Consider the following 26,416-nt stretch of genomic DNA (forward strand, 5'->3'; position numbering starts at 1 on the left):
TCAATTGATCATGATGATGCCGCCTTTCAACGTGAGCATGCCGTCGCCGTTAACGGTGGTCATCGGGCTTTTGGCGTCCAGTTTGGTGTCGCCCTGAATCGTTACCATCATGCCTTTTATCGTAATCCCGGATTGCTCGATCTTAATGCTGTTCCCACCGACTTTTAATTCAATTGAGGTCATGGCTTCAATGGTACTTTTGCCAACGTCTACCTTGACGGAATGATCTCCGGCTTTTACTTGAGTAGAGTCATCACCTTGATCAATTTGGGCTTTGCGATCCCCCATTTTGACCGTCAGCGTATCAGTGCCTTCATTTAACGTCACCGTTCTGTGGTTTTGAATTTCAATCGTTTGATCGCCTTTGTCTTTTTTATCGAGACCGATTTTACGGGTCTCGTTGTTTTCGATCACGCAATTGAAGTCTTTTTCGGCATGGATATAAATTTCTTCCGAGTCTTTTTTATCCTCAAAACGCAATTCATTAAAATTCTCAGCAGAGCCTTCTTTGGAACTGCGCGTCTTAATCCCGCTTTGGGTTTGGTTAGCCGGTAAATCGTAAGGGGGCATTTGTTCGCCGTTGTAGACTCGACCGGTTATCAAAGGCTGATCCGGGTCACCTTCAAGAAAACTGACAACGACTTCCTGCCCGATCCTGGGCAGAGAAATCCAACCCCATTTTTTACCGGCCATAGGCTGAGAAACGCGCACCCAGCAGGAACTTTTTTCATCTGACTGCCCGTCCCTGTCCCAGTGAAACTGAACTTTGACCCGACCGTATTTATCGGTCCAGATTTCCTCACCGGACTTGCCTACCACAATCGCCGTCTGAGAACCGGCAATAACCGGTTTAGGGGTGATTCTTTGAGACCGATAGACCTGGCTTGCATCGATTGCGGTGAATTGACACTGAAATATTTCTCCGCCTCCGCCCATACCGGACGCCAAAGCATCACCCATGATGGTATACGACGCTGAGACAATCACATGTTCTGTATTTTCTTCAGCAAAGTAATAATCGGTCAGCTTAAATTTCATTCCGGGTATCACACCTGCGGCATTCCCCTGGCCTTGCTTTAACGAATAAGCCATTTGGGTTTCTTCAAGACGCTTTTCCGTGAGCTTGGTGCCCACAGATGCCTTGGTATATTTACCCGGAAAGTCATAGACTTCCTGACTGTTATTGGAAAAACCCTTGAGATTATGCTTTTTACTGGTTAAATCCGTACTGGGCGTCTCGAAGTCAAAATCATTCAGTTCATATTTGCCGGCAGTTACCTGACTTTGACTGAGCCACTCATGGATATGATCTCGCTCTCTGACACCGATGTTGCCGGGCGGAAAAAAAGGAATCGTCTGATAACCGGAAATCGATTGCCAATCATTGTTTGAGTCGGTGATGACCAATGTGTGTTTGTTATTTTGATGTTCGAAATAATAAAAAATCCCGTCATGTTCCATCAGGCGGCTGATAAAATCAAAATCACTTTCACGGTACTGCACACAATAATCTAAAGATTCGTAAGAGCCTTCAATTTTATATTTAACATCAGCAAAGGCATATTCAGCCAAAACGGCCTTGATGACATCGACTACGGATTTATCCTGAAAAATACGGCTGTTGGCATTCAAACTCAGATACCATAACCACGGCTTAACCGTAGCCCGGTAGTAGATATAGTCACCGCGAAAACCGGTATGTTTGAACTGAACGATCTCGCCATTAAAGAAACGATCACCGCTTTTCAGCTCAAGTTTAACGGTCAAGCCCTTACCGAGCAGCTGGTCAGCTTTGACGCTGCCCAGTTTTATCTCGCGAATCAACTCAACTTCAAACTCAAATAACCGACCTATTTTTTCAGTACCGGTCATTCCATAAAAGATGAGCTGGTCTTTTCCCAACGGCGTGGTTGCGGTAACGGTTCGGTTGTTTTGAGCCATGATTCAAATGTTTCCGGTTATAAAGTGACCTAACAGAGGCGACTGACAGATTGGTTTTATTGACTTGTCTAAATCAAAGTTTAAATGCCCATAAAATGAATTAATGTAGGGCGGTTTCGCGATAGCAAACCGCCAATCAATGCACAACAACAATCCCAACCAGCCCATTTGTGGATTGCCTAACGGCGAATCCACCCTACACTTAATCCCTCGAACGGCCGTCATTAATTTCGGACATTTAATTAATCGGAAACCGCTACCCGTTCAGCTGCAATCGATGCGGGGCACGTCGAATATTTAGATACCCAATCCCAATCCTTCGCGGTAAAAGAGATCGGCGTCATGTCGGGACCGCTAAAAACTTGCGGCCAAGCATTCTTCACGTTGTTGTCCCACCCTGGCTTCATGGCAAATAAAGAATAACACCAAGCCAGTATCACAATCCGGTTGGAAAGCAGCTGTTTATCGATTTCAGCTTTCAACTTATCAACACTGTCATGCGTCCCGCTCCCTACATCATTCACAATAACGTTAATCCCCGCCAGCTTTGGGTTTGTGTTCAGACTCTTCGCTACTTTAAGATCGTCGTTTGGGTTGATAGCATTGTCTTTCCCATCGCGTGGGATAAATTTCCCCGTCGAGAGGTCGATTTGTTGACCTAATTGGTCCCCATGCCTTCCAGCTAACACGGTAAAAGTCTTTTGCCCTTTACTATATAAATCCCGAACGATTTCTTGCCATGACCCGTCGCCCGTGAAATTCACTGACGTATAGACGTTGCCAATTATTACCCAAGGGCAATCTTCGAACGACCATACCCCAGTATTCATCTTGTTCCAGACGTTTTTGGGGGACAAGTTGCTTGTCGATTTTATGTATTTCGCAGCCATCAGTTTCTCCTTCGCATTTAAATTTAAGTTAGTTTTGACCGCATCCAAGCCAACAAAACCCGACCTTTGAGGCTAAACCACCTTTTTAAGCACAATCCCATCAAAACTCATAAACAAACTCCTCATCAGCCACACTGACATGCACCCGGTCAATCGACTTACCTTCCATCATCCGGGTTAAAAACTCGGCGCTGATGCTGGATAACAGGGTATTGGTTAAAATAGAGTCAATCATCCGCCCACCGCTTTCCAGTTCCGTACAGCGGCTGGCAATCAGCTTGATGACCTCTTCATCATAGGTAAACGGAACTTTATGACTTTCTGCAATACGTTTTTTGATGCGGCCCAGTTGCAAACGGGTTATGGCGGCAATCATTTCGTCGCTGAGCGGGTAATAAGGAATGACGACCAAACGGCCTAACAACGCGGGCGGAAATACTTTTAACAAGGGTTCGCGTAGAGCTTTGGCAATGCCTTCGGGTTCCGGCATGAGATCAGGGTCTTTGCAAAGATTACTGATCAATTCGGTGCCTGCATTGGTGGTCAATAAAATCAGCGTGTTCTTGAAATCAATGACCCGCCCTTCTCCGTCTTCCATCCAGCCTTTATCAAACACCTGGAAGAAGATTTCATGGACATCGGGATGCGCTTTTTCAACTTCGTCCAGCAGCACCACAGAATAAGGTCTGCGTCTGACCGCTTCGGTGAGCACACCGCCTTCACCGTAGCCGACATAGCCGGGAGGCGCGCCTTTTAAGGTCGATACGGTATGCGCTTCCTGGTATTCGCTCATATTGATGGTGATGACATTTTGCTCACCACCGTAAAGCGTTTCCGCAAGTGCCAGGGCTGTTTCGGTTTTACCTACGCCCGAGGTGCCTGCCAACATGAAAACACCTATCGGTTTATTCGGATTATCCAAACCGGCACGTGAGGTTTGTATCCGTTTGGCGATCATCTCCAGCGCGTGACGTTGGCCGATAATGCGTTGTTCGATGTTGTCAGCCAGATGAATGATGGTTTCAATTTCATTCTTGACCATGCGTCCGACGGGTATGCCTGTCCAGTCGCCAACCACAGAAGCGACAGCCTGCGCATCAACGCTGGGTAAAATAAGCGGTGATTCGCCCTGAAGTTCGTGTAATTTAACTTGCAGGGCTTTGAGTTCTTCCAGCAGTTTTTCACGGGAAACGGGGTCGGCGGTAGTCCCTGCAGCTTCATCGGCGGCTTTTTCCAAATCGCTTGCAGTGCCTTCCACTTTGCCTGTTAATGCGCGCAGTTGTGAGCGTATATCGAGAATATTTTTGACTAAATCACGTTCGGTGTTCCAACGCGCTTCCAAGCCTGTCAATCGCTCAGTTTCACTCGCCAAGTGTTCCATGGCCACTGTTTCCCTGTCTTTGATATCGATGCCTACGGCTTTTTCACGGGCAATAATTTCCAGTTCGGTATTGAGCGCATTGATGCGTTTGCGGCAGTCATCCACTTCTGCAGGTACGGCATGTTGACTGATAGCTACTCGAGCGGAAGCCGTATCGAGCAAACTGACTGATTTATCAGGCAGTTGCCGGGCAGGAATATACCGGTGTGACAATCTGACCGAGGCTTCCAAAGCCTCATCCAGCACTTGCACTTTATGATGTTTTTCCATCACCGAAGCCACCCCGCGCATCATCAGAATAGCTTTTTCCTCGCTGGGCTCATGCACTTGCACAACCTGAAAACGCCGGGTCAAGGCCGGGTCTTTTTCGATGTGTTTTTTGTATTCGGCCCAGGTTGTTGCCGCAACCGTTCTCAGCGTACCGCGGGCTAAAGCCGGTTTCAACAGATTAGCTGCATCGCCGGTTCCGGCAGCACCGCCAGCCCCTACCAAAGTATGCGCTTCGTCGATGAACAAAATGATGGGCTTTTCGGACGATTGAACTTCTTCAATCACCTGACGCAGGCGGTTTTCAAACTCACCTTTCATGCTGGCTCCAGCCTGCAGCAAGCCGACATCCAGCGTGCGTAGCGTCACGTCCTGCAAAGAAGGAGGAACATCGCCTGCAACAATTTTCTGGGCAAAACCTTCGACAACGGCTGTTTTACCCACCCCGGCCTCGCCGGTCAGAATGGGATTGTTTTGACGGCGGCGCATTAAAATATCGATCACCTGCCTTATTTCTTCATCTCGACCCACGATAGGGTCCATTTTGCCCAGTCGGGCCTGTTCAGTTAAATCGACAGTGAATTGTTTAAGCGCTTCCTGTTTACCCATTTGAGCGGGCGACATTGCCCCGCTGGCTTCTCCGGGAACCGCGCCGCCACCCACCTGAAAACCGTCGCTGCTGCGCAAACCTTCTTCCGGTGAGCCGCTGACGATTTCCGCAAATCGCTCGGTCAAAAGATCAGGCTTAATTTTATCGAACTCTTTGGAAATGGCTTGCAAAGCATGCGTCAAGCCTTTGGTTTTGAGAATCCCGACAACCAGGTGACCGGAACGGACCTGCGATTCGCCGAACATCAAAGTACCATAGACCCAACCCCGCTCCACGGCGTCTTCAACGTGCGTCGACAAATCGGAAATAGACGTAGAACCTCTTGGGAGCCGATCCAGGGATTCGGTAAAATCTCTGGCAAGTTTTGATGGGTCAATATTAAATTGACGAATGATTTTGTGAAGATCCGAGTCTTGCAACTGGAGTATCTGGTGTAACCAGTGAGCGAGTTCGACATAGGGATTGCCGCGCATTTTACAGAATACGGTCGCTCCTTCTATGGATTTGTAACACACGGCGTTCAGTTTACCGAATAATGCGACACGGCTTATTTCACTCATAATTCACTCCAGCTTCATTATTATTGACTTAACTTTGCAATGGGTTGAGCAGCAAATCATCAGCATCGTCTTCAGATTGACGCGGCCCCAACCAGCTTGTCCAACCGAGACTCGAATTTCCATCAAGACGTGTCATAGGCACTTGATCTTTTCTTAATATCAGATTGACATCCCAATTAAACTCAAAACCGGTGTAATTTCGGACAATCGCAATCAAAATCTCCAGCCGTTGACCCGCAGGCAACAAACTGAGGTATTCATTCAGCATCAAGGGGCCGAATAAAATCCTGAATTTATGCTGACAACTCCATACCTGCGAACCCAGCACCACCGACAGACCCAGACTACCGGTTTTGGGTGACTCCCCTAGCCGGGTTAAATCCTCTTCTTCAATCGTCAACCATTCGCCGATAAACTCATCCAGTTTTACCGGCAGTTTAAAAAAATCGGCCAATATGGCTATCAGCCCGTCCGCATTTTTAGCCTGATTAGATAACAAGCCAATGTAATGTAATTTAGCCAAATCCGGCATGGCGTCCCGCTTTTGAAGCGCTTCATCACCGATACCGGATAATGACCCCAAAAAGCCGGCAAAACGATCCTGATTTGGCCGGTCGAAACTGAAAGCCGGTTCAGTATTGGCTTTTGCCCGATAAAACAAACTGATCATCCGGTGATGAAAAATGTCTGAAAACCGGGCCAGCGTATGATCGTGAAAGTTATGCTCCCTGCTTCGCACATATTCTGTCAGATGCAAAGGCATGGCCCCATTCGGTCCAAACAAACCCAAAAAACGCTGGTTCAATCGGGCCGGTTTGCCATCGTGCGCCGGAATAAATTGGCTGAGTGTCGACGACTCAAATGCCATGGAGACTTCTTGACCAAATCTTACGGCGTCATCAACGGGCCGATAGGATTGGCCAATTAAAGGTTTATCATCATGGCAACATTCAATCAGCCGTAAAGCATGAAAAAAACCATATTGGTAGGGCGCCTTGAGCAAGCCCTCTGCTAAATCATTTTTCTTCGACCCATTCTCGCCGGCCATCTGATTATTTCTCCACGATCCGAGGATTGCACCACGGTTTCAGTAAAAGAGTTGATGGATATATAGCGGGCCAGAAAGTTTTCCAGCACGGCCCCCATCAAGAATACGCCACTGCCTTCAAAAGCAGATTCATCAAAATTAAGGGTTATTTCCAGGCCACGGCCAAAAACGATAGGTCCGGCCGTATTGATACGCCTGACGATCGCATTCGCCTGAATAGATGACAAGCCCTCAATCTGGTTGGTAATGGCCGCAACGTTGTATTCACTGTATAGCCTTAATAAACTCCTCAATGCGGTCGCTCCTTCTTGAGCATTACGGTCTATCAGGCTTAAATAATTCAATGACAAATGATTGATCAAACTCCAGTTTGCATTGCTATAGGCATTGGACGCCCTGGGTTTAGTCGGACCTGAAAGGCAACGGATACTGTTTACCGGCGCACCTTTTTGCATGGTGAAATCGGTTTTTCCGCCGCCCAAAGGCATTTGCAAAGGCAAATCACGATTACTGCATAAGGTCTTTATCGATAATTGCTTAAGGCCTTTACTGTAAGGCGCCGATTGTCCATCGACCAGAGCAATAAAAATTTCATTGCCTATATAGCTGGATCTCGGCCCCTGACGTTTTTGTTTTGACGAAGCCACGCGTTGCTGACGGTACAAAGAGTAATAGGCCGGCGAGCTGTCATGATTGCGCTCATCGCTGTATTGATAAAAAGGCTGAAACTCCCGTTTTTCAGTCGCATCACCCTCCCCGGTTCCGATGACTTCCTTAATCTGGCACACCTCAAAATCCATGGGTCTGGATCGATCCGGAATGACATGGAACTCGGATAACTTCTGATCGATATGGATGGGATCGGCGTGCTTGGGAAACAGGTTAATTGCGGGGGTGCAAAACAAGGCAAATTGCGAACTATCAACGGCACTGATCAGTTTTGCATGACTGCGTTTAAGCAGGACAATCACGTCCATTTCCTGAGCGTCACAGTGATTTACGGCATCCGCAAATCCGTTTAACCCGACAAACATAAACCGCTCCGGAAATGCAAAGTATTCCTGTAATAAGCGGTAACCTTGGAATGAACGGGGAGAATAGTTTAGTAAGGCTTCATCATCGGAAAAGCCAAGCCTGCTGATCGCATTTTCCTTTACCAGATGTTGCCAGGTGTAAGGTTTTTCGGTTGATTGCATGCAAACGGCCAATGAGTCGCCGATTAATTGTTCATAGAGTTGCATGGGCAATTCACCATGACCTCTTAAAAAAACCGGCAGAGAATCTAAGGCAAGCCCATTGAATTTTAACCCTGCCGAAGTTTTCAGACGAAGGCGAAGCGCTGCTTTCACCCCCTTTAAGCTTGGCACACCCAGATTTGAGACGGCGCCAAGATTGGGTAAATATTCCGCCTGCGTAATTTGCAAGGGCCATAGTTTGACCTCATGCGCGGTTCGGTATTCACAAGGGGTTTGTTCGCCTTTTCCCGTCTGGCTGCGTAAAGCGGTGCCTCTTTCGATAGCAAAACCTTCATTCAATGAGCCTTCTGCCAAGTCAGGCTGAAATTGAACAACGGTCATTGATGGCGTGGGCTCCAGATAGTTGGGGTAAATCATTTCCAGCAAATGCTGGGTAAATCGGGGGAACTCGGCGTCAAGTTTCAGCTGAACCCGGGCGGCCAAAAAGGCAAAGCCTTCCAGTAGTCTTTCAACATAAGGATCTGCGCATTCAAAGCTGTCCATGCCTAATCGTGCTGCAATTTTGGGAAATTCAGCAGCAAACTCCCCACCCATTTCACGTAAATGGTGTAATTCCGTGTTGTAATATTTCAACAATCTTGGATCCATGGTTCAGCTACCCATATCGCGTAAATTCACATCACCGGTCAGCATATTAATTTCTGTCCGTAAATAAAGATGGATCGGTAATGGTTGCGCCCATAAATTGGCCTCAATATCAAAACTGATGGCTTGCTGATTCATCATGTCCGAGGCGAAAACCCTGACCGTTAAACTATGAGGCAAAATACGCGGCTCAAAGACGGTGATGGCTTGTTTCAGTTTTCTTTCAATATCTGACAGATTGGCGCCCACCACCGAAGTGCCGGCCAAATGTTTTATGCCGAAATTGATAACCGACTGGGCCACTTCGGGATAATCCGTCAAATCAGTAACCGACTCAAACGAATCCGCATTTAATAACCAGGAAACGTCTCTCAGTACCGACTGCCTTAATTTATTCATCGACAAAACCCGCTTATCTCTGGATTCAACCTGAGAATTCGGCTCATCATCAGTCAACCTGTCAAGTAAGGAAGGTTGCAGGCGCTCTTTTTGGGTTAGCTCGGCCATGACTCAATCAGCAGTGTCAGAAAAACTGATTTCACGTATATCCATCAAGGCATAATCGTTATTATTGGTGCTCAGTAAGCGCTGTCCCTGGCCGATAAAAAGTCCCTCGTCCGGCTCTTGCCATTCGGTCATTCTCGCCAGTTTTATAGCAGCGTCCGGGTGCATTTCTGAATTGACATAACGTGTTGGAATCAAGCCAACCGTTTCGCCACCATTTTGCCAAACCAGTTGTACGGGCGACCAAACCAGGTCGCGCAGATCTTCGGGGGCTTCTAGTTGAAGGGCTTTGATATGCTGAAAAGGCACCCAGTAATACTGTCCGTTGATGATGGTTTCCAGCATGGGACCTATGCGAACATCGGCATCCGCCAGCCACTCAAAGCTTTCTCCGTTAATCGAACCGGCTGTTGCAGGCGCACTGTCAAAAGCGTGCTCTCGCAAACTTTTTGCTTCCTGATATTTTTGTTGTGCCGTCAATTTTAGCGCTTGGAGTAATAAGGCCATCCACTGTTGAGGTTCACCAAAAATCAACGGCGTTTTCAAACCGGCGAAAACTTCATTCCGCAATACTTCGCAGCGTAAGGCTTCACGATACGTTTGCACCATCGCCAGCGTTGCCGCATCCATGTCAGCCAGCACATTGAGCTGGGTTAAGGCACGTTCCCATTGACCCAGAATCGACAAAAGCTGAAAGAGATAAATTCTATATTTGACGTTAGCCGGATCTTTTCTCACAGATTGTTGAATATCAGCTAACGCTTGGTCAAGATTGCCGTCTTTTAAGGCTTGTTCACTGTTCAACATGACTTTATCACCGGCTCTTTTAAATCAATATCACTATAAAAAGTGGGCGGCCTAAACCGCCCATTCATAAGGATTAAAGCATCCTTAAACCTGCTAACTTAGAAAAAAACAGGGCACTATCAGATTTTATTTTTGACCTTGTTAACACTTAAATCATAACCTTTAGCTTCACCTTTTTTGGCGGTACCGCCTTTTTCGAATTGGTTATATTGCACTGTAATGCCAATATAGTTGATGCTAAACGATTCACTCGGTCTGTCGCCACCACTGCTCATGCTGTAGCTGCTTATGATGGGATTTTCCAAAATAATTTCGAGGTACTCCTGGCCTTCAGCATCTTTGCCGCCCGTTTGAATAAAATGAAACGTCGCTTTGGTAAGCGATTTACCGCAAGCCGCTTCCTGAAATAACTGTGCAGACGCTATGTCCATGCTTTTGGTGACTGTAACTTCAGAAAAAGAAGGATTACTGGTATCACGATCTGCACCGGCTCCGCTGGTACTTATTGCCCGGCCTACGCCCCATTGCAATGAGTCCAGAGTTATCCAGCCTTCATGCTTGGCCGTTTTTGAATCACCTTTTAGTTCCGGTTCAAATTTTAATAAAATCATTTTTCTCTCCTCAAAATAATATGACTGAAAATCACTGTTTTAGGTAAATCCTAGTCGGTATTTACCCATTTCACTTAAATGTAGTATCTATCCTTTTACACTCAAGCTGCACTCTAACCATAAGGCAATCCCTGATTATGCCTTCTATCAAAAAAAACTGTTAAGCAGAAACTTAGCCACCTTTTTGTGAAGGTAGTTTGGAGGTTAATCGCAAAGAAACGGTTAAGCCTTCCAACTGATAATGCGGCCTTAAATAAAACTTTGACGCATAGTAGCCGGGATTACCCTCGACTTCTTCAACCACCACTTCGGCGGCAGACAAAGGACGAATGGCTTTATCTTCTTCCGTCGCTAATCCCGGATTGGTTAATACATAATTACTGATCCAGCTATTCAGCCATCTTTCCATATCGTCACGCTCTTTGAATGAACCGATTTTATCTCGCACGATACATTTAAGGTAATGGGCAAAACGGCAGGTCGCGAACAAATAAGGCAGTCTCGCTGCCAGGTTGGCATTGGCCGTTGCATCGGGATCATCGTATTCAGCCGGTTTATGCAGCGATTGCGCCCCGATAAAGGCGGCAAAATCTGAATTCTTTTTATGTATCAACGGCATGAATCCGGATTTAGCCAGCTCGGCTTCACGGCGATCACTGATAGCAATTTCGGTTGGGCACTTCATGTCGACGCCACCGTCATCCGTCGGAAACGTATGAACAGGTAAGCCTTCGACTGCACCGCCTGACTCTATGCCGCGAATTCTTGAACACCAGCCGTAGAGCTTAAATGAGCGGTTGATGTTGGTCGCCATCGCATAAGCGGCATTAGACCAAGTGTAGTTATTGCTGTTGGCGGCTTCGGTATCTTCTTCGAAATCAAAATCTTCAACTGGATCGGTTTTGGCGCCGTAGGGTAAACGGGACAGAAAACGCGGCATCGCCAAACCCAGATATTTTGAATCATCAGAGTCACGCAAAGATCGCCATGCAGCATAATCCGGCGTAGAAAATATTTTGGTCAAGTCACGAGGATTGGCAAGCTCGCCCCAAGAATCCATTTGCAATGTTGAAGGGGCCACGCCGGTTATGAAAGGGGCATGGGATGCCGCCGAGATTTGCGCAATTTGCCCCAACAGGTCCACGTCTTGCGGCGAATGATCAAAATAATAATCACCCATCAAGCAACCAAATGGTTCGCCGCCAAATTGTCCGAATTCCTCTTCATAAAGCTTTTTGAACAAAGGGCTTTGATCCCAGGATGTTCCCTTGAATTTTTTAAGCGTCTTGCCCAGCTCATTCTTGGAAATATTCATCACCCGGATTTTAAGCATCTCATCCGTTTCAGTGTTGTTCACCATGTAATGAAGCCCGCGCCAAGTGCCTTCCAACTTTTGATAATCCGCGTGATGAAGGATCAAATTGACTTGATCGGTTAGCTTTTTGTCAATTTGAGCAATAATCGATTGGATCGATTGAATCGCATCATCCGACACCAGCGAAGTATCTTTTAAAACGAACTCGGCCAGGGTTTGAACCGCATTCTCAACCTCTTGCTTGGCTCTGTCAGACTTGGGTTTAAATTCCTTATTCAATAACGATGAAAAATCGCTGACTTCGCCGACTTGTTCAGTGACTTGCGCTTCTGTAACTTTTTCTGTTTCTGCCATGGCTTATTCTCCCCCTTCGACAGTTTTATCAGTCGGTTTGGGTGCTGCGGTGAGTGATTGCAAAAGTGCCGGATCGTTAATGACTTTGGCAATTAATTCTTCTGCGCCACCCTTACCGTCCATGTAAGTCACCAGATTCGCCAGTTGAGTTCTCGCTTCCAGCAATTTGTTGAGTCCATCCACTTTTCTTGCCACGGCTGCCGGAGAAAAATCGTCCATGCTATCGAAGGTTATATCCACATTCAGATTACCTTCCCCGGTCAAAGTGTTGGGCACAGTAAAAGCTACTCTTGGTTTCATTGCTTTCAGTCTGTCATCAAAGTTGTCGACGTCGATTTCAAGCATTTTTCGATCTGCAACCGGTGCCAGCGGATCAGCCGGTTTTCCCGATAAATCAGCCAGAACCCCCATTACAAAAGGCAACTGAACTTTTTTCTCTGCCCCATAAAGTTCAACATCGTATTCAATCTGAACTCTGGGCGCGCGGTTACGTGCAATAAATTTTTGACTACTTTCAGCCATTGACTATCTCCTCAATTGAAAATACACACAGTGGTGCTACTCAAATCTTTTATTCATCCTCTTCATCTCTTACGCCTCTGATTAAATTAGCCTGACTAACGCCGTCAGGCGCAATATCCTTGAGCGCATCCATAAAACTTTTACCTACCAGACGTAAAGCACGTTCCAGAAAAATCGGCACCGGACTGGACGGTTCGTTTTTTTTGTAATAGTCGCAAATCAATTTGAGGGTGTTGATGACATCCTGATTATTATTGATGGCGCCTGAAATGGATTTTTGTGCGGCCTGTTGCTTCGGTTTATCGTCGGAATCACTGACTTCTGTCTCATCAGAATCGACTGAATCACTTACGCCTAGTGTATCCAGCCAATTTGACATAAGACCTTTGATATCTTTTAACAGATGCCTCAACTCATCAAAATTTGGCGCATTACTGATCCCAACTTCTTGCGTGACAAATTTCTCCAGGCTATTGAGGCTTTCAAGACCCTGTGCAATCCAAGCTTGTTTTTGTTGAAGCGCTTCGCTATCGGTGTCTTGTATAGCCGCCTCGATGGTTGACAAACTGACGGGGTTTTCAATTTTCGAAACAGTCAGTTTTTCGGTTGCGATAAGCACATCTCTGAGTGTGAATCGCCCAATGGCTTTGGATTCGACTAAAGGCACACTCTGTAATGGCCGCAAAATGGTTTCCTGGTCGCATAATGACATCAGGATATTGACGCGCTCGGTGGGATCGTTGTCATCATCCGGATCCAGTCGCGGATAAAGGCTATCCCATCGCTGCTGAACTAGGGTTTCGATCAGCTTAAGTCCGGTATGAAACCCCGAAACACCCTCGACAGCGATCAGCGAACGAAGGTAATAAACCAGCACTCGCAAATCCCTTGTCCGCTCAAGCAAAGCTTCGGCGCTTTTTTTAATCTCTCGCCAATTAGGCGGTTCAGCTTCTACCAAGGTATCGCCGATTTGCTGTTCGGGTTTACCTTTTATATCTTTTTCCAGCGCTATAAAGTCCGGATCATATTCAAGATCGTCACCACAAACATTATCCGGATCGACATCCTGCACATATTTTTCAATATCGATACTCAATGAATTGACTCCTTTTAAAATTATTGCTTTAACCTGATCCTGATGTTTCAAGACTCAGTGATTAAAATTCACCACAATCACGCTGACGTTATCTCGAGCACCCCGTTCCAAAGTAAGGTCCATTAATGCGCTCACACTATCCTTTAAGTTGTGAGTCAGGAGTATAGACTCAATCTCTTCCCTGCTGAGCTCTTTATCCAATCCATCACTGCTCAATAAAAACGTATCGCCGGGCAAGACATCCGTTACTTCGCAGTCGAGGTCCAACTCATCATCTGCACCTACAGCTCGAGTAATAATATTAGACTGTTTGACACCCCAGCCTGACAATGAAACCGAACCCGGCGCTAAGTCATCATCGTTGTAACAATGATCTCGAGTCAGTTGCACCAGTTTGCTATTTCTTAACCGGTACAAGCGGCTATCACCGGCCCATAGATAAGCACAGCGATTTAAATCACCAATCAAAACCAGAACGGTACTGCCGACAATCCGATCTTGATAATGACTATCCGCATAGTCACGTAACGCACCATTCACCTTTAACAGGCTGCTACGAACACTTTCCACATAAGCTTCCAAAGAGGTTTCTGGTGGAATGTCTTGCAAGGTATTGACGATCATTTGACTTGCCACATCGCCAGCCGTATGACCGCCCATGCCGTCAGCAACCACCCACAACCGTGCGTCAGGCCGGTCAAGTATGGCGTCTTCGTTAAACTTTCGTCGTTTACCGATATCGGTGATCGCCCATGACGCCCAACCCGAACAAAGGATTGCCGGCGACTCGTTGTTGTGCAGGAACCGGGGCACCGTATCCTGTTCCGATTCGGAGACGTCCTGGTTTGAACCCATTTGCAAGAGTTCATTGCCTGGCAATCGAACTGATTTATCCTGATTCGACTGAATAACCTTTTTTTGAATATTCCATCCACGCTCACCAACTATCCCGGTCAACAAACCTGAAAACGCAGAAAGAGGAGGCATTCCCTCGCACACCAGCAATGCAGAAGTCTGTTCGTCAGAACCAAGAGTACTCCATAAACTATAGCCCCGCATGGACTGATCCAATAGCACTTCACTCAGGCCGGTAAAGGCTTCAGACATTTGGTCTGGATGGTCCAGTGTCAAATAAAACGCATTTTTTCCCGATTGATGCTGGGTCTCTTGAAGTGCGCCAGTTTGAATAGCTTTGACTTCCGGAACGGCAGGAAGGTTTTGAACAAGGCGATCGAACTCCTCTGTATCCAGGCTGTCCTCCAGACCGCTGAGTGCAGCAGCTTCCAGATGCTCAAACCAACCGGCCGATGAACAGAACAAGTCAGGTAAATAACCTTCCTTCATTATTTTGGCTGCAACCGTCAGTGGAAAATAACGTCCGACCTTATCAACGCTGGGCATCAAAATGCCTGCCCAAGCCGATGGGCCGCAAACACCTTGACTCAATACGAATCGCCAAATGGGGCTGCTGATATAGCTATTTAACCAGTTATCACCCAACTCCTCCCGGCTGGCAGATATTGAACTTTGAAGCCAATGGTCCCAAGGATTCAAAAAGTCACGTGGTAAACGGCGCGAAATAAAATCACCCAACATGGGCAGTTTGCCGTAGAAACCGGGTTCCAATTGCATAACGGTCATCACAGACTTAGCGGAAATTGAAAGTTTTGCAATTCTCTCAGTGCAAAAGGATTATCGACACTGGTTGCGCTTAATTCATAACCGGCTTGCAGTCCATCAATATCAAAGGTTAGTAAAAATTTATCCTGGGCAGTAATTTGTATACCGGCTTTATCGAGCACTCTAAACCAGGCCCAAGGCCCCTCCTCTGCCCGGCTGACTTGCTTGCCGTCCAATGTGTCAAAACCGAATCGCACCAAACCGCTTCCGTCTGTTCCGGGCCACTGTAACTGAGTGCTTCGAGTCGGTCCGTGTCGGTAATCCGATTGCTGGCCTTCCAGGTTCAGCCAAAATCTGGACGCACTGGCATCTAGCGAAACCGGTTTGAGATTAAACTTGACCAAAGGCATCTGACTTCCACCTTGAAAGAAAACCTCGCGAATCTTATCGGCATATTGGAACTGAATCAGAACGCCCGGCGCTATGCCGATCGATTGATTATTTTGAGCAATCAACTTCCAGGTTCTGCCACTTGTGTCAACAAAAGCCTTGAGATGGGTATTGAAAAACTGATCCAGAATACCGTTCGGTGCAAAAAAACGGCTAAAGTCTTGCAATGCCGTATCGCGGCTGCTGCGTTTGGAGAAAGGGTAACGGCCTTCCAGACCCGATTTATAAAGCGGCAACACTTCGCTCTGCCAAAGCTTATTGAGCTGAGCCTTGCTGGAGCCCATGATTATGTTCAGATTACCGCTGGATAGGGTTTGAGTCATACTTTTTAGCGGCTCAGGCAGCCTGGCCGATTCCATCTTCATACGCGTCATCACATCACCGCCTCCGCCTCCTTCGCTACGTTGCGCGGCAATCTTGATTGCGGCCCCACCGCTATCGGAGGTACTTCCCAAATCGATCATAAAGCCATACAACTGACCGAGCAAATTGATGGTCTGATCCAACGGCGCGCCAGCTCCGCCGACGTTTCTGACTAAGGAGGTCAAAGGTTGAAAATACTTTTCAACGACAGTTCCCGGCGGTTCTGCGGGGAGATTACCAGCGTCTTCTGATTTAACGGTTTTCAACAGCTTTTGAGTCCGTGCATCCACTGCCTGTTCCACGCCCTCTTTGGCTGCAGTCAAGGCATCCAATGGACTGGGTGGTTTGCGAGTCAGTGACGTTTCATTATCCAGCGCCAACAGCAGCAGACGAATAGGTGAATCGGGTGCAGACGCAAATTCAAGCACTTCTATCGATTGCTGGATAGAGCTGATATTGCTGATTTTTATATTCTGCAGAAGATCATTCCAGTATTGAATAAAGTCTTTATCATAATACCCCTGAACATCCTGCTGAAGACGTTCCGGATCCGGCGCACTAACTTTGGCGGCTTCACCCAAGACCCAGTTCTGATCGACAGTTTCCTTGGCGAGCTGCTGGTTTTGTTTTAAAAAAACCTGATAGAAACCGTCATGTGTAAATAAATAAGGAATGATCTGTTGTTCCAGACGGCCGTTTGCCAACGTAAACACCCGCGTGGCATTAGGACCCAAGGCATCAAGCACCTTGTAATCACGGCTCTTATCCTGCAAAGCCTCACTTTTGATGCGTAAATAGACTTGTTGAGCAACCGGTACTCTATTTAGAATTTGTCGGGTTGAGGCGACCAGGCGCGGGTCAAGCTCCTGAGGCTCAATTTTCAATTTAAGCAGATTATCGAGATGTTCAAGCAACTTCACTTGAACATCATCGGAATAGTTTTTTTCCCAATCGACAGCAATCCAGGGTCGCACCAATCTGGAATCCAGTCTCTCCGGCTCGCCCAGCATCAGATAAATTTTCAACAGCTCATACAATATATCCGGACTTTTGGCTTCCTCGCCGGTAATCCGTTGTTCAAGGCGCTCTTTTATCAAGGGTAAAAATTGCTTGAGCAACACTTGTTCGTAAGTTTCGTTGATAACCGGTTGCAGCTTGCTGCCCTGGTAAAGACCGAAGCGCATGGACCAAGGCGTAACTTCCGGGTAAACCTGAGCAATCTGCTGCATCGCATTCATCCGCTGCAATAAGGCAGAAAAATCGGTTTGGATAGGATAACTGGCCGCGGTCTTGTCAAATTGTTGAATTTTATCATCCAGATCGGTCAGCGCCGATTGGTTGCGCGTGTAACTGGTCGTCCACAAAGCGGCCATTATCAGCGTCAGAGCCAAGGCCGAACCATAAGCGGCGTGTCGCAATAGAGCCTGATAGCGTTCGACCCGTTGATTTAAGCCGACAATCAGCGCTTCTTCAAAAATCACTTCTTTCAGTAGGCGGGTAATAAAATAACTTTTACCTTTTCCGCTAAACATCGGCACCGAAACACGATCCAGCTTGAAAGTGCTTGCCAATATACCCATCAACCGATCAATTGGCGTGCCTTCCTGCGTGCCGCTGGTTAAATAGACGCCCCGGAGAAAAGGCGCTTGCTGGTAACGGTTGGCGCCATAACATTCTTTCAAAAATTCAAACAGGTTGCCTTTTAACAAGGCCATGCGTTGCGGGAAACCGAAAATAAGATGCCGTCTTTGCAGATCCCGTTCTTGCTGAAGTCTTTTCGGAAGCCGTTCATTCAGACGATTCAACAAGGCATCTAAATCATCGCCCACTCTGGAAATGACGTCGGACGGATTAGTCTGATCTTCCTCGGGAAAAGTAACGCCCCACACTTGAGCTCTTTCTTCCTTACCCAAGTCGGCAAAAAAATCATTGAATCCTGCAACCAAATCGCATTTGGTAAACAACATATAAATCGGAAAACGGATACCGAAGTGTTCGTGTAACTCCTGGATTCTTTGTCTGATCGCTTGTGCATGCTGCAAGCGTTCCTCTTCGGTTTGCTTGATCAAATCCGACAAGCTCATCGTAATCAAAACACCATTGACAGGGCGGCGGGGACGGTGTTTTTTGAGCAAATTCAAAAAACCCAGCCAAGCGGCCTTATCGACCGCTTCATGGCTGTCCTGGGTCGTATAACGTCCGGCGGTATCCAGCATGACGGCCTGATCGGTAAACCACCAATCACAGTTACGCGTGCCGCCAACGCCCCGGATTGCATTTTTACCGAATTTATCCGCCAGAGGAAATTCAAGACCCGAATTAATCAATGCGGTGGTTTTACCTGAACCGGGAGGACCGATAATGATGTACCAGGGCAACTCGTATAAATACTGGCGGCCCTGGCCTGTTTTGGTTTTAATCTGTTTTAGGGTGTTCAGTGCCTCATCAAAATTCTGGCTGATAACGCCGATTTCCTCCTTTGATTCGGTTTCGGTTTGATCAGTAACCGCATCCGCCGGTAATCCTGATCCGGCCAGTTCATTGACCATTTTGTTATTGGCACGGTTGGCTTTAATCTGAATTCTTGAATTATTCAGCCCCCAAACCACAAACACAATTAACAGCGCGATGAGTCTGGACACTTCCGATTCCAGCGGCGTATGACCCGCTATCGCAATCAGCGGCCCAAAAAACCAGAGTAAAAGTGCAATCGCAATGATGCCTAATAATTGAATAACCCATTGTTTCTTGAAGAAATCGATGATTTTTTTCACGCTTATCCCTTATATCCTCAAAAAATAATATCAACCCGCCGGTTCATGGCTTTGTGTTCGGCGCTGTCATTCGGAACCAAAGGCTGGGTTTCCGCCCGGCCTTCTGATGTAATGGTCGCGTTTATGCCTGCGTTGCCGCTTAATACCTTGGCAACCGATTGAGCTCGCGCTTGCGATAAATCCCAATTCGATGGAAATCGTGCCGAAAAAATCGGATCGCTGTCGGTATGCCCGACGATCAGGATATTATCGGTAACTTTACTGAGCGCCTTACCGATTTTGTCCAGTAAAGGCAAATACCGAGTGGTTATGTTATCGCTGCCCGAGCCGAAAAATCCCTTGCCCATAATTCGCAGTATGAGTTTTCCGTTTTTTCTATCCAGGGCAATTTCACCTCGCGCTATCTCAGGTGCAAGAAACGTATTGATATCGTCATACAGTGAATAAGCCGGTTCTTCTGACGCTTGCGGCTCGGGTGCCGGGGAAGTGACCGGCGCTGTAACACTTGCCTGAAAGGTTAAACCGTCTTTGATGTTATAAAGCTTTGCCAGCAAGGGACTGGAAGCGGCATTGATCAGGTAAAGAAACCCCAAAAAAACCAGCATCAGCGTCACACCGACCACTGAACCAATCACCCATAACGGGACCAAACGGCTTAATGCATTGCGTTTGTCTTTGATCCCCTGCCAACTGATCGATAATTCGTGTTCGTAATCACCGCGTTGTCTTTGAATGATTTGGTAAAGATTTTCCCTAACCTCTTCAAGACGGGTCATTCCGTGTTCTTGTACCCGGTACTTACCTTCAAAGCCAAGACACAGGCAGAAATACAATAACTCCAGCAAATGCAAATGCGTGCCGGGTTGTTGCATAATATTTTTTAATATTTGAAAAAACTTCTCGCCGCCCCACGCCTCTTTATGAAAGGTGATTAACAGACTTTGCGTGCTCCAAAGACTGTTATTACCCCACGGCGTATTCAGCACGGTCTCATCCAGTAATGTACACAAACAGTAGCGAGCCGCCTGGACTTGATCGGCCGGAACACCGCGCTGTAGCGAAGTGGTTTCAAAACGTTTTACTTCATTGATAATGCTGGTTCTGAGCCCGGCTATATCAGGATGTGATGACGTGTTGCGTAATTGTGCAACCAGAGACAGCAAGGACAACGCACATTGGGTGAGCGGATTGGCGTCCGAATGGCCTAACTGTTCGTGCAGCCCTTCAGGAAGTGCAACAGGCTCAGAGGCTCTAACATCAATCGGTTTCGGACTGACCGGTTCTTGCAGTTTCGGTTTTCGGCCGCCCGGGTTAGGCCGGAGTATGGTTTTGTCATCGTCGATGTAATTTCCGAAGGGATCGTCTTGATTCACTGTCATTACCCGTTTTTGATTGCCCAAAACTCTAGTTCAAGGCCCGGAAAATCTCCGGCAATATGAATGGCAAAACCGCCGGACTGATACATCTGCTTCCACAGCTCGCCTTGTTTGTTCAGTTCGAAATAGGCAAATCCGGCATGATAAGGGATTTGTCTTGGTGCGACGGGTAAAGGGTGGATAGTAATACCCGGCAGCGCAGATCGAACCAATTGTTGAATTTGCTCAACCGGTCCGATTTTGACTTGCGTCGGAAATCCGCTGCGCAATTGCTCTTTTGTGATTTGAGCATTGACCGCCAGCACAAAAACAGCGTCTTTCAATAAATGAGGATCGGGCACTTTGGCCCCGCGAATTCCGTATTTTGGTGGTGTCAGCGGAATAGGTATTGCATTTTGCTCCAAAACCGAACTTAGCAGATCGCGCAATTCGCTCATGACCCGGGAAAAAGTGAGCTGTAAATCATCGTGCTGATAGGGAGGAAAACTTACCGGCCGCTTATTCGGCTTACAAAAGGTAGACAATTCGCCAGCAAGTTGCACGGCAAGCCGGTAAAAACTTTCGGGATGAAAGGCCGGTATGTTCTGAAGATGTTCAAACAAAGGCTCAACACGATTCACCATTTGCAAGAGCATAAAATCAGCAATTTCGGCCACGCCGCCCCTTCCCGCCTCGGTTGCTCTGCCCCCCAAGGCTTCGCCCCGGGTATGCAGTAAACCGGACAACTCCTTGATGAAGCTTTTTAATATCGGTAGCGCATTACAATCAACCGATGGCGGTATGAATTGTTCATCAAGGATCACATTTTTATCTATCCTCGATTCGATGATGCGGGCAACCCCCAAACAGAGATGGCCGGCGCGTTCCTGTGTTTCAAGCATCAACGTAGTATGGAGTTTGCCGACTGTAACCGGCGAAGTGACATTAGTGCCGGTGTTATGGTCTCTGACATCGTATTCAACAGCGTGATAGCGCGCCAGTTTGTTACGGACCTGATCGGTATCCACTTCAACGTTTCCGGGCTGACGGGTCGGCAACGACAGATAAATAATCGTATTTTGAGTATCGACGGAAATATCAACCGGCAAAGGAAGATCGTCGTCTTCAGGCAAATTGAACGGGGTTCCATCAGGAAAAACTCCGCTACATTCGGTTAATGAAAACTTCCCCATTGCCAACAGACGCGGGTCTATCCTGATTTTTTTAAAACCCCAGTCATAGGGGTTAAAACCTCCACACCGCTCCCGGATCAACGTTTCAATATAACGATCATGCTGCTGAAAATGTTGCGGGCGAAGAAACATACCCTCCGACCAGACAGTCCTGTTGTTTTCTGCCATGTTAACTAACACCTCCTCGTCACTGTCATTAATGTGCGTTCAAACAGCTCCGCATTGCGGATGCTCTGAATTATCAAATTCCAGCCTTCAGCATAGACTAAAAGTTTTTATTTTTTTCTCGCCGCAGTCAGTGCGCTCATTTGAGCTTCATAAGCTTCAACGAACGCGTCACCGAAAAAGTTTTCTATGGCCTCTTCTGCGGCAACACCGTAAGACTCCTGGTATTTGTCCCAACACTTGGCTTTCTTTTGTAAAACGATGCCTTGCTCAAATTGTTTTTCTATCGTCTTTGGATCAAATTTTTTTAATAATTCATTCAAAGAGGCCTGGATGCCTGCCTGCATAGCCAATTGATGATTCATGATGTCGTCGAAGCCCTGCTCAATGGCTTCGACTGATCCTAAAAAGCCGCCTTCCCTGTTTTGAATCAATTGCTTGAGCACATCATCCGTTGTCACTGCAAATTTCAACGGATTATTATTGGCTGCTCTGATGACAGTCATATTGACGCGAAACAGGCTTTTAAATTTTGCCCGGCTTCTTAATACAGCGACAGTTCCATCGACCATTTTTCTGAACATCCGGCCGATTCGGTTAAAAGTAACTTCAGCCGGTTCGGCGCTTTTTATGCTTTGATCCAGTTGCGCACCGGACAAAAAAGCATCGAACAATGCATCTGAAGTCTGAGTTTGTTCCTGAACGGGCGGCTTGAGTGTTTCCAACCGTTCGGGTTTGGCTTGAATTTCCGGCGTTTCAACAATATCCAGCAAACTGCCGGGAACTTCGGGTTCCGGAGCAACAAAAACAGGTATGGGTTGCTGCTGTTCATCTAAATGCTCAGCCTCTTTTGCGAGTTCAAGCGACTCTTCCTCGAAAGGATCTTTAAAATCAAACAAGGCATCCAAGGGTTGATGGCCTGGATCAGCCGGCTTTGAGGGCTCCCATGAAGGGGCGGATGCGTCTCCAAAAAGATCTTCAAAGCTTGAAATAACAGGCATGTCAACCGGTTCAGCGGGAGCTGACAAGATGTCGGGCGCCACAAAACTGTCAAACAGTGGTGAAGCGGAATTCGGCAAATGACTCTGAAATTCAACCTCTTTGAAGTTTTCACCTGAATTGATCAGGTCTGAATGCTCAACAGACGCATCATCGCTATTTACCAATAAGCGGTTAGCAAATGGGTCATCAAGCAGCGGCGAAAACAAATCCGGTTCATGAACCGGAAGCTGTGCCGGTGTTTCCAAAAATTCATTTAAAAATGGCGAATCAGCCTCTTTTGAGACCGCTGTAGCAGTAATGGCCACACTGATTTCATATTCCCCAACACGTAAATGAGTTCCGTTAAACAACTGTTGAGTATCGTTTTGCAGCGGTGCGGTGTTCATGTCGAAATAGACGCCGCTGAGACTGGTGTCCGTCAGATAATAGGCACCGTGCTGAAAGGAAATACGTGCATGATGCCTGGAAACAAATTTTTCAGGATCACTGAGGACTAAATCATTATCTTCCGATCGTCCGATGGACCCACCTCTTTCGTCCACCGTTACGGTGACTGATTCAGCCAGAGGTTGTCCTTTATACGAGAGTAAGGTCAGCGATAAAGCCATAACAATCGTCTCTTATTGAAAGCGTGATGATTAAGAAGCATTGATTATATGTGCTTACTCACCTTTTGCCAGAAAAATATTATTATGAGGTTACTGCGACTTACCCGCTTGGAACAGATAGAAACTGTGCAAGACTATTTAAAAAAAGGCCAATCGATTTATGTGGAAGGAAAATTCAAAAGAGGCAATAGTAATATTAGGAGGGTTCGGATCATAATACCACTCAAATCGTGGCGGAAGAGCTATAAATCAATGAATTGCAATCAACTGGGAACTCATGATACTGACTTGCGTATAAGAGTTATGCGTTTAAGATATGCGATATTAAATCCTGATTAGCAAGATGCTTCAGCTCAACCGCAGGATGAATTTGTCCTTTAGGCATTTGATAGAACATTCAGAACGTTAGTCCCACATCTGAGTAACTTCTCATTAGCCATAGGCAGCCGCAGTCCGAATCACCTCGGATAAGGGTAGAATTTTGTTTTCGCTCAGCAGTCGATCCTGGAGATAATGCCAAAACGAAATGCCATGCTTTAGGCAGGTCTTTTTTCAGGCTGCGTATTCCGGTCCAAAGCTGCCACCTATTCCAGACGAACGCTGCCACTCATTCCATTTTAAAGCTGTCATTGAATTCCGATTCCTGAAAGCGACCATTTGTCACCTAGTTCAATCGCCTCTGAGCTGACAGATATAATTTAATTTGGTGTGACAGGAAACGGCATATAAGCGGTCATTCCCGATGTAGGTGCGATTAGCTCATGTAATAGCACATTACGAATGTCGACATTCCTCTGATTACTCTATTGCTAATCGGAGCTACGCGGAAAATCTTCACTCGCTGACGCTCCGTTTCAACTATTTTCAGCGAATGACTTTCCCCACTATCTAGCCTGTTTAGGTGTAGACGAGGCGCAACGACCTAGTACTTGCGCATCTTGTATCGCGTTCCACTCGATACCTGTATGTGGATTTTTACCCAGTTTTTCTAAAATCAAAGATCTCATTTTCTGCACATCTTCCTTAGGAGGGTGACCAGGAAGCACTGACCATTCGTCGGCATTATTTAGTGCTTGAGTCGCAAGAATCTGTCCTTTGCCATCAGCAACATCGATCCGAGAATTAGATTTGATGAGCAAATCAACGGTGTCGAGTCCACCACGCTTAATTGCCATAGTCAGTGGAGTGTCGTACTCGATATTTGAAGGATGGCTGATGACATTTATATTTGCCCCCGCTGCAATCAAATAGCTAACGGTACACGTATGCCCTTGGGATGCAGCGAACATAAGTACAGTAATTTCACGACCGTCATAGGAACAGAATTTTGTGTTTGCCGATACTCCCGAATGAAGGTAAGCTTTTACAGCATTGCAATCGCCCTCTCCAACAGCATCAATAAAAAGCTTTTTTTCTTTTTCTTCTGGGTTTGTATCGCTTTGCACAGTCGTAGTTAAAGTGCTAAATCCCACAACCATGAAAATTAATATCTGCAATTTATGATGTGTATTCATGCGCTTTATGTTTTTCCAGCTTTTCATAATAAATTTGCCTTGATGTGACTAACATGAAGTTGATGCGCCTCGAGCGTAGTGTTGGCTAAACGGCCAACTACAACCCCAAGAAATGCAGTAACCAGCGCGGATAGTATTTCAGGTTTGGAGCGTGTCTGAGGCACTAACAACGTACAAATAAAACAGGTGAGAGGATACTCAAGACACGGACTTCGCCTTCGATGCCTGCACCGGTAACGTTCAGTGTGGTCCTCGCTTCAACTCACGAATGCAGGCTGGATTGACACCGAAATTGAAGTAGTAGTGTTCCGTCGCGGACAAACCGCCGAAGATTGCAACCACCTGAGATCCCGGCACAAAACTTAGCTGCATTTCGCGGTTGGCAAGTGTACAGCCAGTTGTTGTCGTTATCATAGCTGAATTCGCGGATAAATCTCATGATACTTTAGAGCCTTTTGTTAATTAGCACCCCCAGTTTTGAAATGAATAGCTTTGAGGAGTATGGGTCGTACTCAGCATGTTGAGCATCTTTGAACCCGAGGACCTTACGGGCGTATTCGATAACGATGTTGAAGCTCACCTCAGGTTCCAAAGCAGTGGATATTGTTTTCCCTAGCATAACGAATAGCCCATAACGTTTTCTCCATGCTCTTGTATAGGCTTCCTGGGGCAAACCACATGCCCGAATAGCGCTCAACTAGCTTTGGGTCGATATCTTCGGTTGAAACCTACTCCGCGTTGACTGTTACCGGTAAAAGCCAGGGCCAGGTCTTACAATCAAGCATCCATAGCTAAACTGACAAGCAGATACGCATTCATCTGCTGTCACTGATGGCCGAAATGCAGTCGTGCGCTTTGGACCGGGTCTAGCAAAAAAAAACGCAAAATTGATTGCCGAAAAGCTGCCATTCGCAGGACTTAGGGATGAAAAGTTTCGCTAGCATCCTCAGTGGCCGGTTTTGGCCGTAATGACTCAGTGATAATGTCAATTAGCTCGCCGAATACCGGACAGTCGACTGGGTCATAGATAGGGTGAAGTCGCCAAGCGGCCGTCTTCTCTTCAGATTCTTCTCCGGAAAGCGGCTACTCGTCGCTAAGTTCAGCAGTCCCAAACCAGTCAATTGCTTCGTAAAATGAGATGCCGGTTAGGGAACCCTAACGGTTTTCTCTCACTAAGAACATTGATCGCGCAGCACGAACAGCAGTTTCTTGAACACCAACGCACCAGCGATAAAAGAAATAAGTTGAATTGTTTCTTGTTTTTTAACATAAATAACGTTTCTCATTCATTCAATAAAAATGGCGACCAGATCATTCGCAATACTCTTCATGCTATCACTTTTGCCTGGTTGCAACAGTGCGGGCTTATTGGTAGTCAACCTGCTAGCCCGTTTTGATAATTATCATGTTTACGAAAATTTATCGTACGGCGCTGAAAAGCAGAATGTCATGGATGTTTATGTGCCGGAAATCAAAAAGATGTCCGGTCAGCCAGAAAGGCTGCCGGTCGTCGTTTTTTTTTATGGTGGATGCTGGGGTGGTTGTAAAACCTTAACCAAGGAACACTATGTTTTTGTCGCTCAGGCTTTGACTGCCAGGGGTTACTTGGTTGTTATTCCCGATTA

At 46.6% G+C, this 26,416-nt stretch carries 18 protein-coding genes; 1 reads left to right on the top strand and 17 read right to left on the bottom strand.

The window, feature by feature from the left end:
* The 17 genes from Q7V32_RS04805 to Q7V32_RS04885 all read right to left on the bottom strand — a co-directional run bounded on the left by Q7V32_RS04805 (position 1) and on the right by Q7V32_RS04885 (position 24,818).
* Positions 1 to 1,941 (bottom strand): type VI secretion system Vgr family protein, encoded by a 1,941-nt coding sequence (locus Q7V32_RS04805; RefSeq protein ID WP_304895845.1) that lies wholly within the window; start codon positions 1,939 to 1,941, stop codon positions 1 to 3.
* Positions 1,942 to 2,183: 242 nt separating this feature from the next.
* Complete coding sequence (locus tag Q7V32_RS04810; RefSeq protein WP_304895846.1) at positions 2,184 to 2,831, bottom strand: hypothetical protein; 648 nt, start codon at positions 2,829 to 2,831, stop codon at positions 2,184 to 2,186.
* 100 nt (positions 2,832 to 2,931) lie between these two features.
* Entirely contained in the window at positions 2,932 to 5,649 is a 2,718-nt protein-coding gene (gene tssH, locus Q7V32_RS04815) for a type VI secretion system ATPase TssH (protein WP_304895847.1), read from the bottom strand.
* Between the two features lie 28 nt (positions 5,650 to 5,677).
* Positions 5,678 to 6,697, bottom strand: coding sequence for a type VI secretion system baseplate subunit TssG (tssG, locus tag Q7V32_RS04820; protein ID WP_304895848.1), 1,020 nt, complete (start codon positions 6,695 to 6,697; stop codon positions 5,678 to 5,680).
* Positions 6,661 to 8,541 carry a type VI secretion system baseplate subunit TssF gene (gene tssF / locus Q7V32_RS04825; protein ID WP_304895849.1) on the bottom strand — a complete coding sequence of 627 codons (1,881 nt, stop codon included), beginning with the start codon at positions 8,539 to 8,541 and terminating at the stop codon, positions 6,661 to 6,663. The genes tssG and tssF overlap by 37 nt, the downstream gene beginning before the upstream one ends.
* A gap of 3 nt (positions 8,542 to 8,544) precedes the next feature.
* Positions 8,545 to 9,045 carry a type VI secretion system baseplate subunit TssE gene (gene tssE / locus Q7V32_RS04830; protein WP_159653893.1) on the bottom strand — a complete coding sequence of 167 codons (501 nt, stop codon included), beginning with the start codon at positions 9,043 to 9,045 and terminating at the stop codon, positions 8,545 to 8,547.
* Positions 9,046 to 9,048: 3 nt separating this feature from the next.
* A complete protein-coding gene (locus tag Q7V32_RS04835; RefSeq protein WP_304895850.1) occupies positions 9,049 to 9,849 on the bottom strand; it encodes a type VI secretion system accessory protein TagJ in 801 nt (266 codons plus the stop codon).
* A gap of 119 nt (positions 9,850 to 9,968) precedes the next feature.
* The gene (locus Q7V32_RS04840; RefSeq protein WP_304895851.1) at positions 9,969 to 10,460 is read right to left on the bottom strand and encodes a type VI secretion system tube protein Hcp; all 492 of its coding nucleotides are present in this window, start codon (positions 10,458 to 10,460) and stop codon (positions 9,969 to 9,971) included.
* Positions 10,461 to 10,632: 172 nt separating this feature from the next.
* Positions 10,633 to 12,129 carry a type VI secretion system contractile sheath large subunit gene (gene tssC / locus Q7V32_RS04845; protein ID WP_304895852.1) on the bottom strand — a complete coding sequence of 499 codons (1,497 nt, stop codon included), beginning with the start codon at positions 12,127 to 12,129 and terminating at the stop codon, positions 10,633 to 10,635.
* A gap of 3 nt (positions 12,130 to 12,132) precedes the next feature.
* Positions 12,133 to 12,651, bottom strand: a complete 519-nt coding sequence (gene tssB, locus Q7V32_RS04850) for a type VI secretion system contractile sheath small subunit (RefSeq protein WP_159653899.1) — start codon at positions 12,649 to 12,651, stop codon at positions 12,133 to 12,135.
* A gap of 49 nt (positions 12,652 to 12,700) precedes the next feature.
* On the bottom strand, positions 12,701 to 13,747 hold the full coding sequence (gene tssA / locus Q7V32_RS04855) for a type VI secretion system protein TssA (protein WP_304895853.1): 1,047 nt from the start codon (positions 13,745 to 13,747) through the stop codon (positions 12,701 to 12,703).
* A 54-nt stretch (positions 13,748 to 13,801) separates the two neighbouring features.
* Positions 13,802 to 15,379 carry a type VI secretion system-associated protein TagF gene (gene tagF / locus Q7V32_RS04860; RefSeq protein ID WP_304895854.1) on the bottom strand — a complete coding sequence of 526 codons (1,578 nt, stop codon included), beginning with the start codon at positions 15,377 to 15,379 and terminating at the stop codon, positions 13,802 to 13,804.
* 8 nt (positions 15,380 to 15,387) lie between these two features.
* Positions 15,388 to 18,954, bottom strand: coding sequence for a type VI secretion system membrane subunit TssM (tssM, locus tag Q7V32_RS04865; protein ID WP_304895855.1), 3,567 nt, complete (start codon positions 18,952 to 18,954; stop codon positions 15,388 to 15,390).
* A gap of 17 nt (positions 18,955 to 18,971) precedes the next feature.
* Entirely contained in the window at positions 18,972 to 20,333 is a 1,362-nt protein-coding gene (icmH, locus tag Q7V32_RS04870) for a type IVB secretion system protein IcmH/DotU (RefSeq protein ID WP_304895856.1), read from the bottom strand.
* The gene (gene tssK, locus Q7V32_RS04875; protein ID WP_304895857.1) at positions 20,333 to 21,670 is read right to left on the bottom strand and encodes a type VI secretion system baseplate subunit TssK; all 1,338 of its coding nucleotides are present in this window, start codon (positions 21,668 to 21,670) and stop codon (positions 20,333 to 20,335) included. The genes icmH and tssK overlap by 1 nt, the downstream gene beginning before the upstream one ends.
* A gap of 107 nt (positions 21,671 to 21,777) precedes the next feature.
* Positions 21,778 to 23,277, bottom strand: coding sequence for a type VI secretion system-associated FHA domain protein TagH (gene tagH / locus Q7V32_RS04880; RefSeq protein WP_304895858.1), 1,500 nt, complete (start codon positions 23,275 to 23,277; stop codon positions 21,778 to 21,780).
* A gap of 884 nt (positions 23,278 to 24,161) precedes the next feature.
* A complete protein-coding gene (locus Q7V32_RS04885) occupies positions 24,162 to 24,818 on the bottom strand; it encodes an ankyrin repeat domain-containing protein (protein WP_304895859.1) in 657 nt (218 codons plus the stop codon).
* A gap of 1,302 nt (positions 24,819 to 26,120) precedes the next feature.
* Between Q7V32_RS04885 and Q7V32_RS04890 the strand changes: the two genes are divergently transcribed.
* Positions 26,121 to 26,416, top strand: a 296-nt coding sequence (locus tag Q7V32_RS04890; RefSeq protein WP_304895860.1) for a hypothetical protein, incomplete at its 3' end; no start/stop codon positions are given.

It is taken from the genome of Methylicorpusculum sp., assembly GCF_030651835.1.
In the GTDB taxonomy this organism is placed as follows: domain Bacteria; phylum Pseudomonadota; class Gammaproteobacteria; order Methylococcales; family Methylomonadaceae; genus Methylicorpusculum.

Excerpts from the sequence above, each read along its gene's own strand:
- Q7V32_RS04805 (WP_304895845.1), bottom strand. The coding sequence starts at position 1,941 with ATGGCTCAAAACAACCGAACCGTTACCGCAACCACGCCGTTGGGAAAA.
- Q7V32_RS04810 (WP_304895846.1), bottom strand. The coding sequence starts at position 2,831 with ATGGCTGCGAAATACATAAAATCGACAAGCAACTTGTCCCCCAAAAAC.
- tssH (WP_304895847.1), bottom strand. The coding sequence starts at position 5,649 with ATGAGTGAAATAAGCCGTGTCGCATTATTCGGTAAACTGAACGCCGTG.
- tssG (WP_304895848.1), bottom strand. The coding sequence starts at position 6,697 with ATGGCCGGCGAGAATGGGTCGAAGAAAAATGATTTAGCAGAGGGCTTG.
- tssF (WP_304895849.1), bottom strand. The coding sequence starts at position 8,541 with ATGGATCCAAGATTGTTGAAATATTACAACACGGAATTACACCATTTA.
- tssE (WP_159653893.1), bottom strand. The coding sequence starts at position 9,045 with ATGGCCGAGCTAACCCAAAAAGAGCGCCTGCAACCTTCCTTACTTGAC.
- Q7V32_RS04835 (WP_304895850.1), bottom strand. The coding sequence starts at position 9,849 with ATGTTGAACAGTGAACAAGCCTTAAAAGACGGCAATCTTGACCAAGCG.
- Q7V32_RS04840 (WP_304895851.1), bottom strand. The coding sequence starts at position 10,460 with ATGATTTTATTAAAATTTGAACCGGAACTAAAAGGTGATTCAAAAACG.
- tssC (WP_304895852.1), bottom strand. The coding sequence starts at position 12,129 with ATGGCAGAAACAGAAAAAGTTACAGAAGCGCAAGTCACTGAACAAGTC.
- tssB (WP_159653899.1), bottom strand. The coding sequence starts at position 12,651 with ATGGCTGAAAGTAGTCAAAAATTTATTGCACGTAACCGCGCGCCCAGA.
- tagF (WP_304895854.1), bottom strand. The coding sequence starts at position 15,379 with ATGCAATTGGAACCCGGTTTCTACGGCAAACTGCCCATGTTGGGTGAT.
- icmH (WP_304895856.1), bottom strand. The coding sequence starts at position 20,333 with ATGACAGTGAATCAAGACGATCCCTTCGGAAATTACATCGACGATGAC.
- tssK (WP_304895857.1), bottom strand. The coding sequence starts at position 21,670 with ATGGCAGAAAACAACAGGACTGTCTGGTCGGAGGGTATGTTTCTTCGC.
- tagH (WP_304895858.1), bottom strand. The coding sequence starts at position 23,277 with ATGGCTTTATCGCTGACCTTACTCTCGTATAAAGGACAACCTCTGGCT.
- Q7V32_RS04885 (WP_304895859.1), bottom strand. The coding sequence starts at position 24,818 with ATGAAAAGCTGGAAAAACATAAAGCGCATGAATACACATCATAAATTG.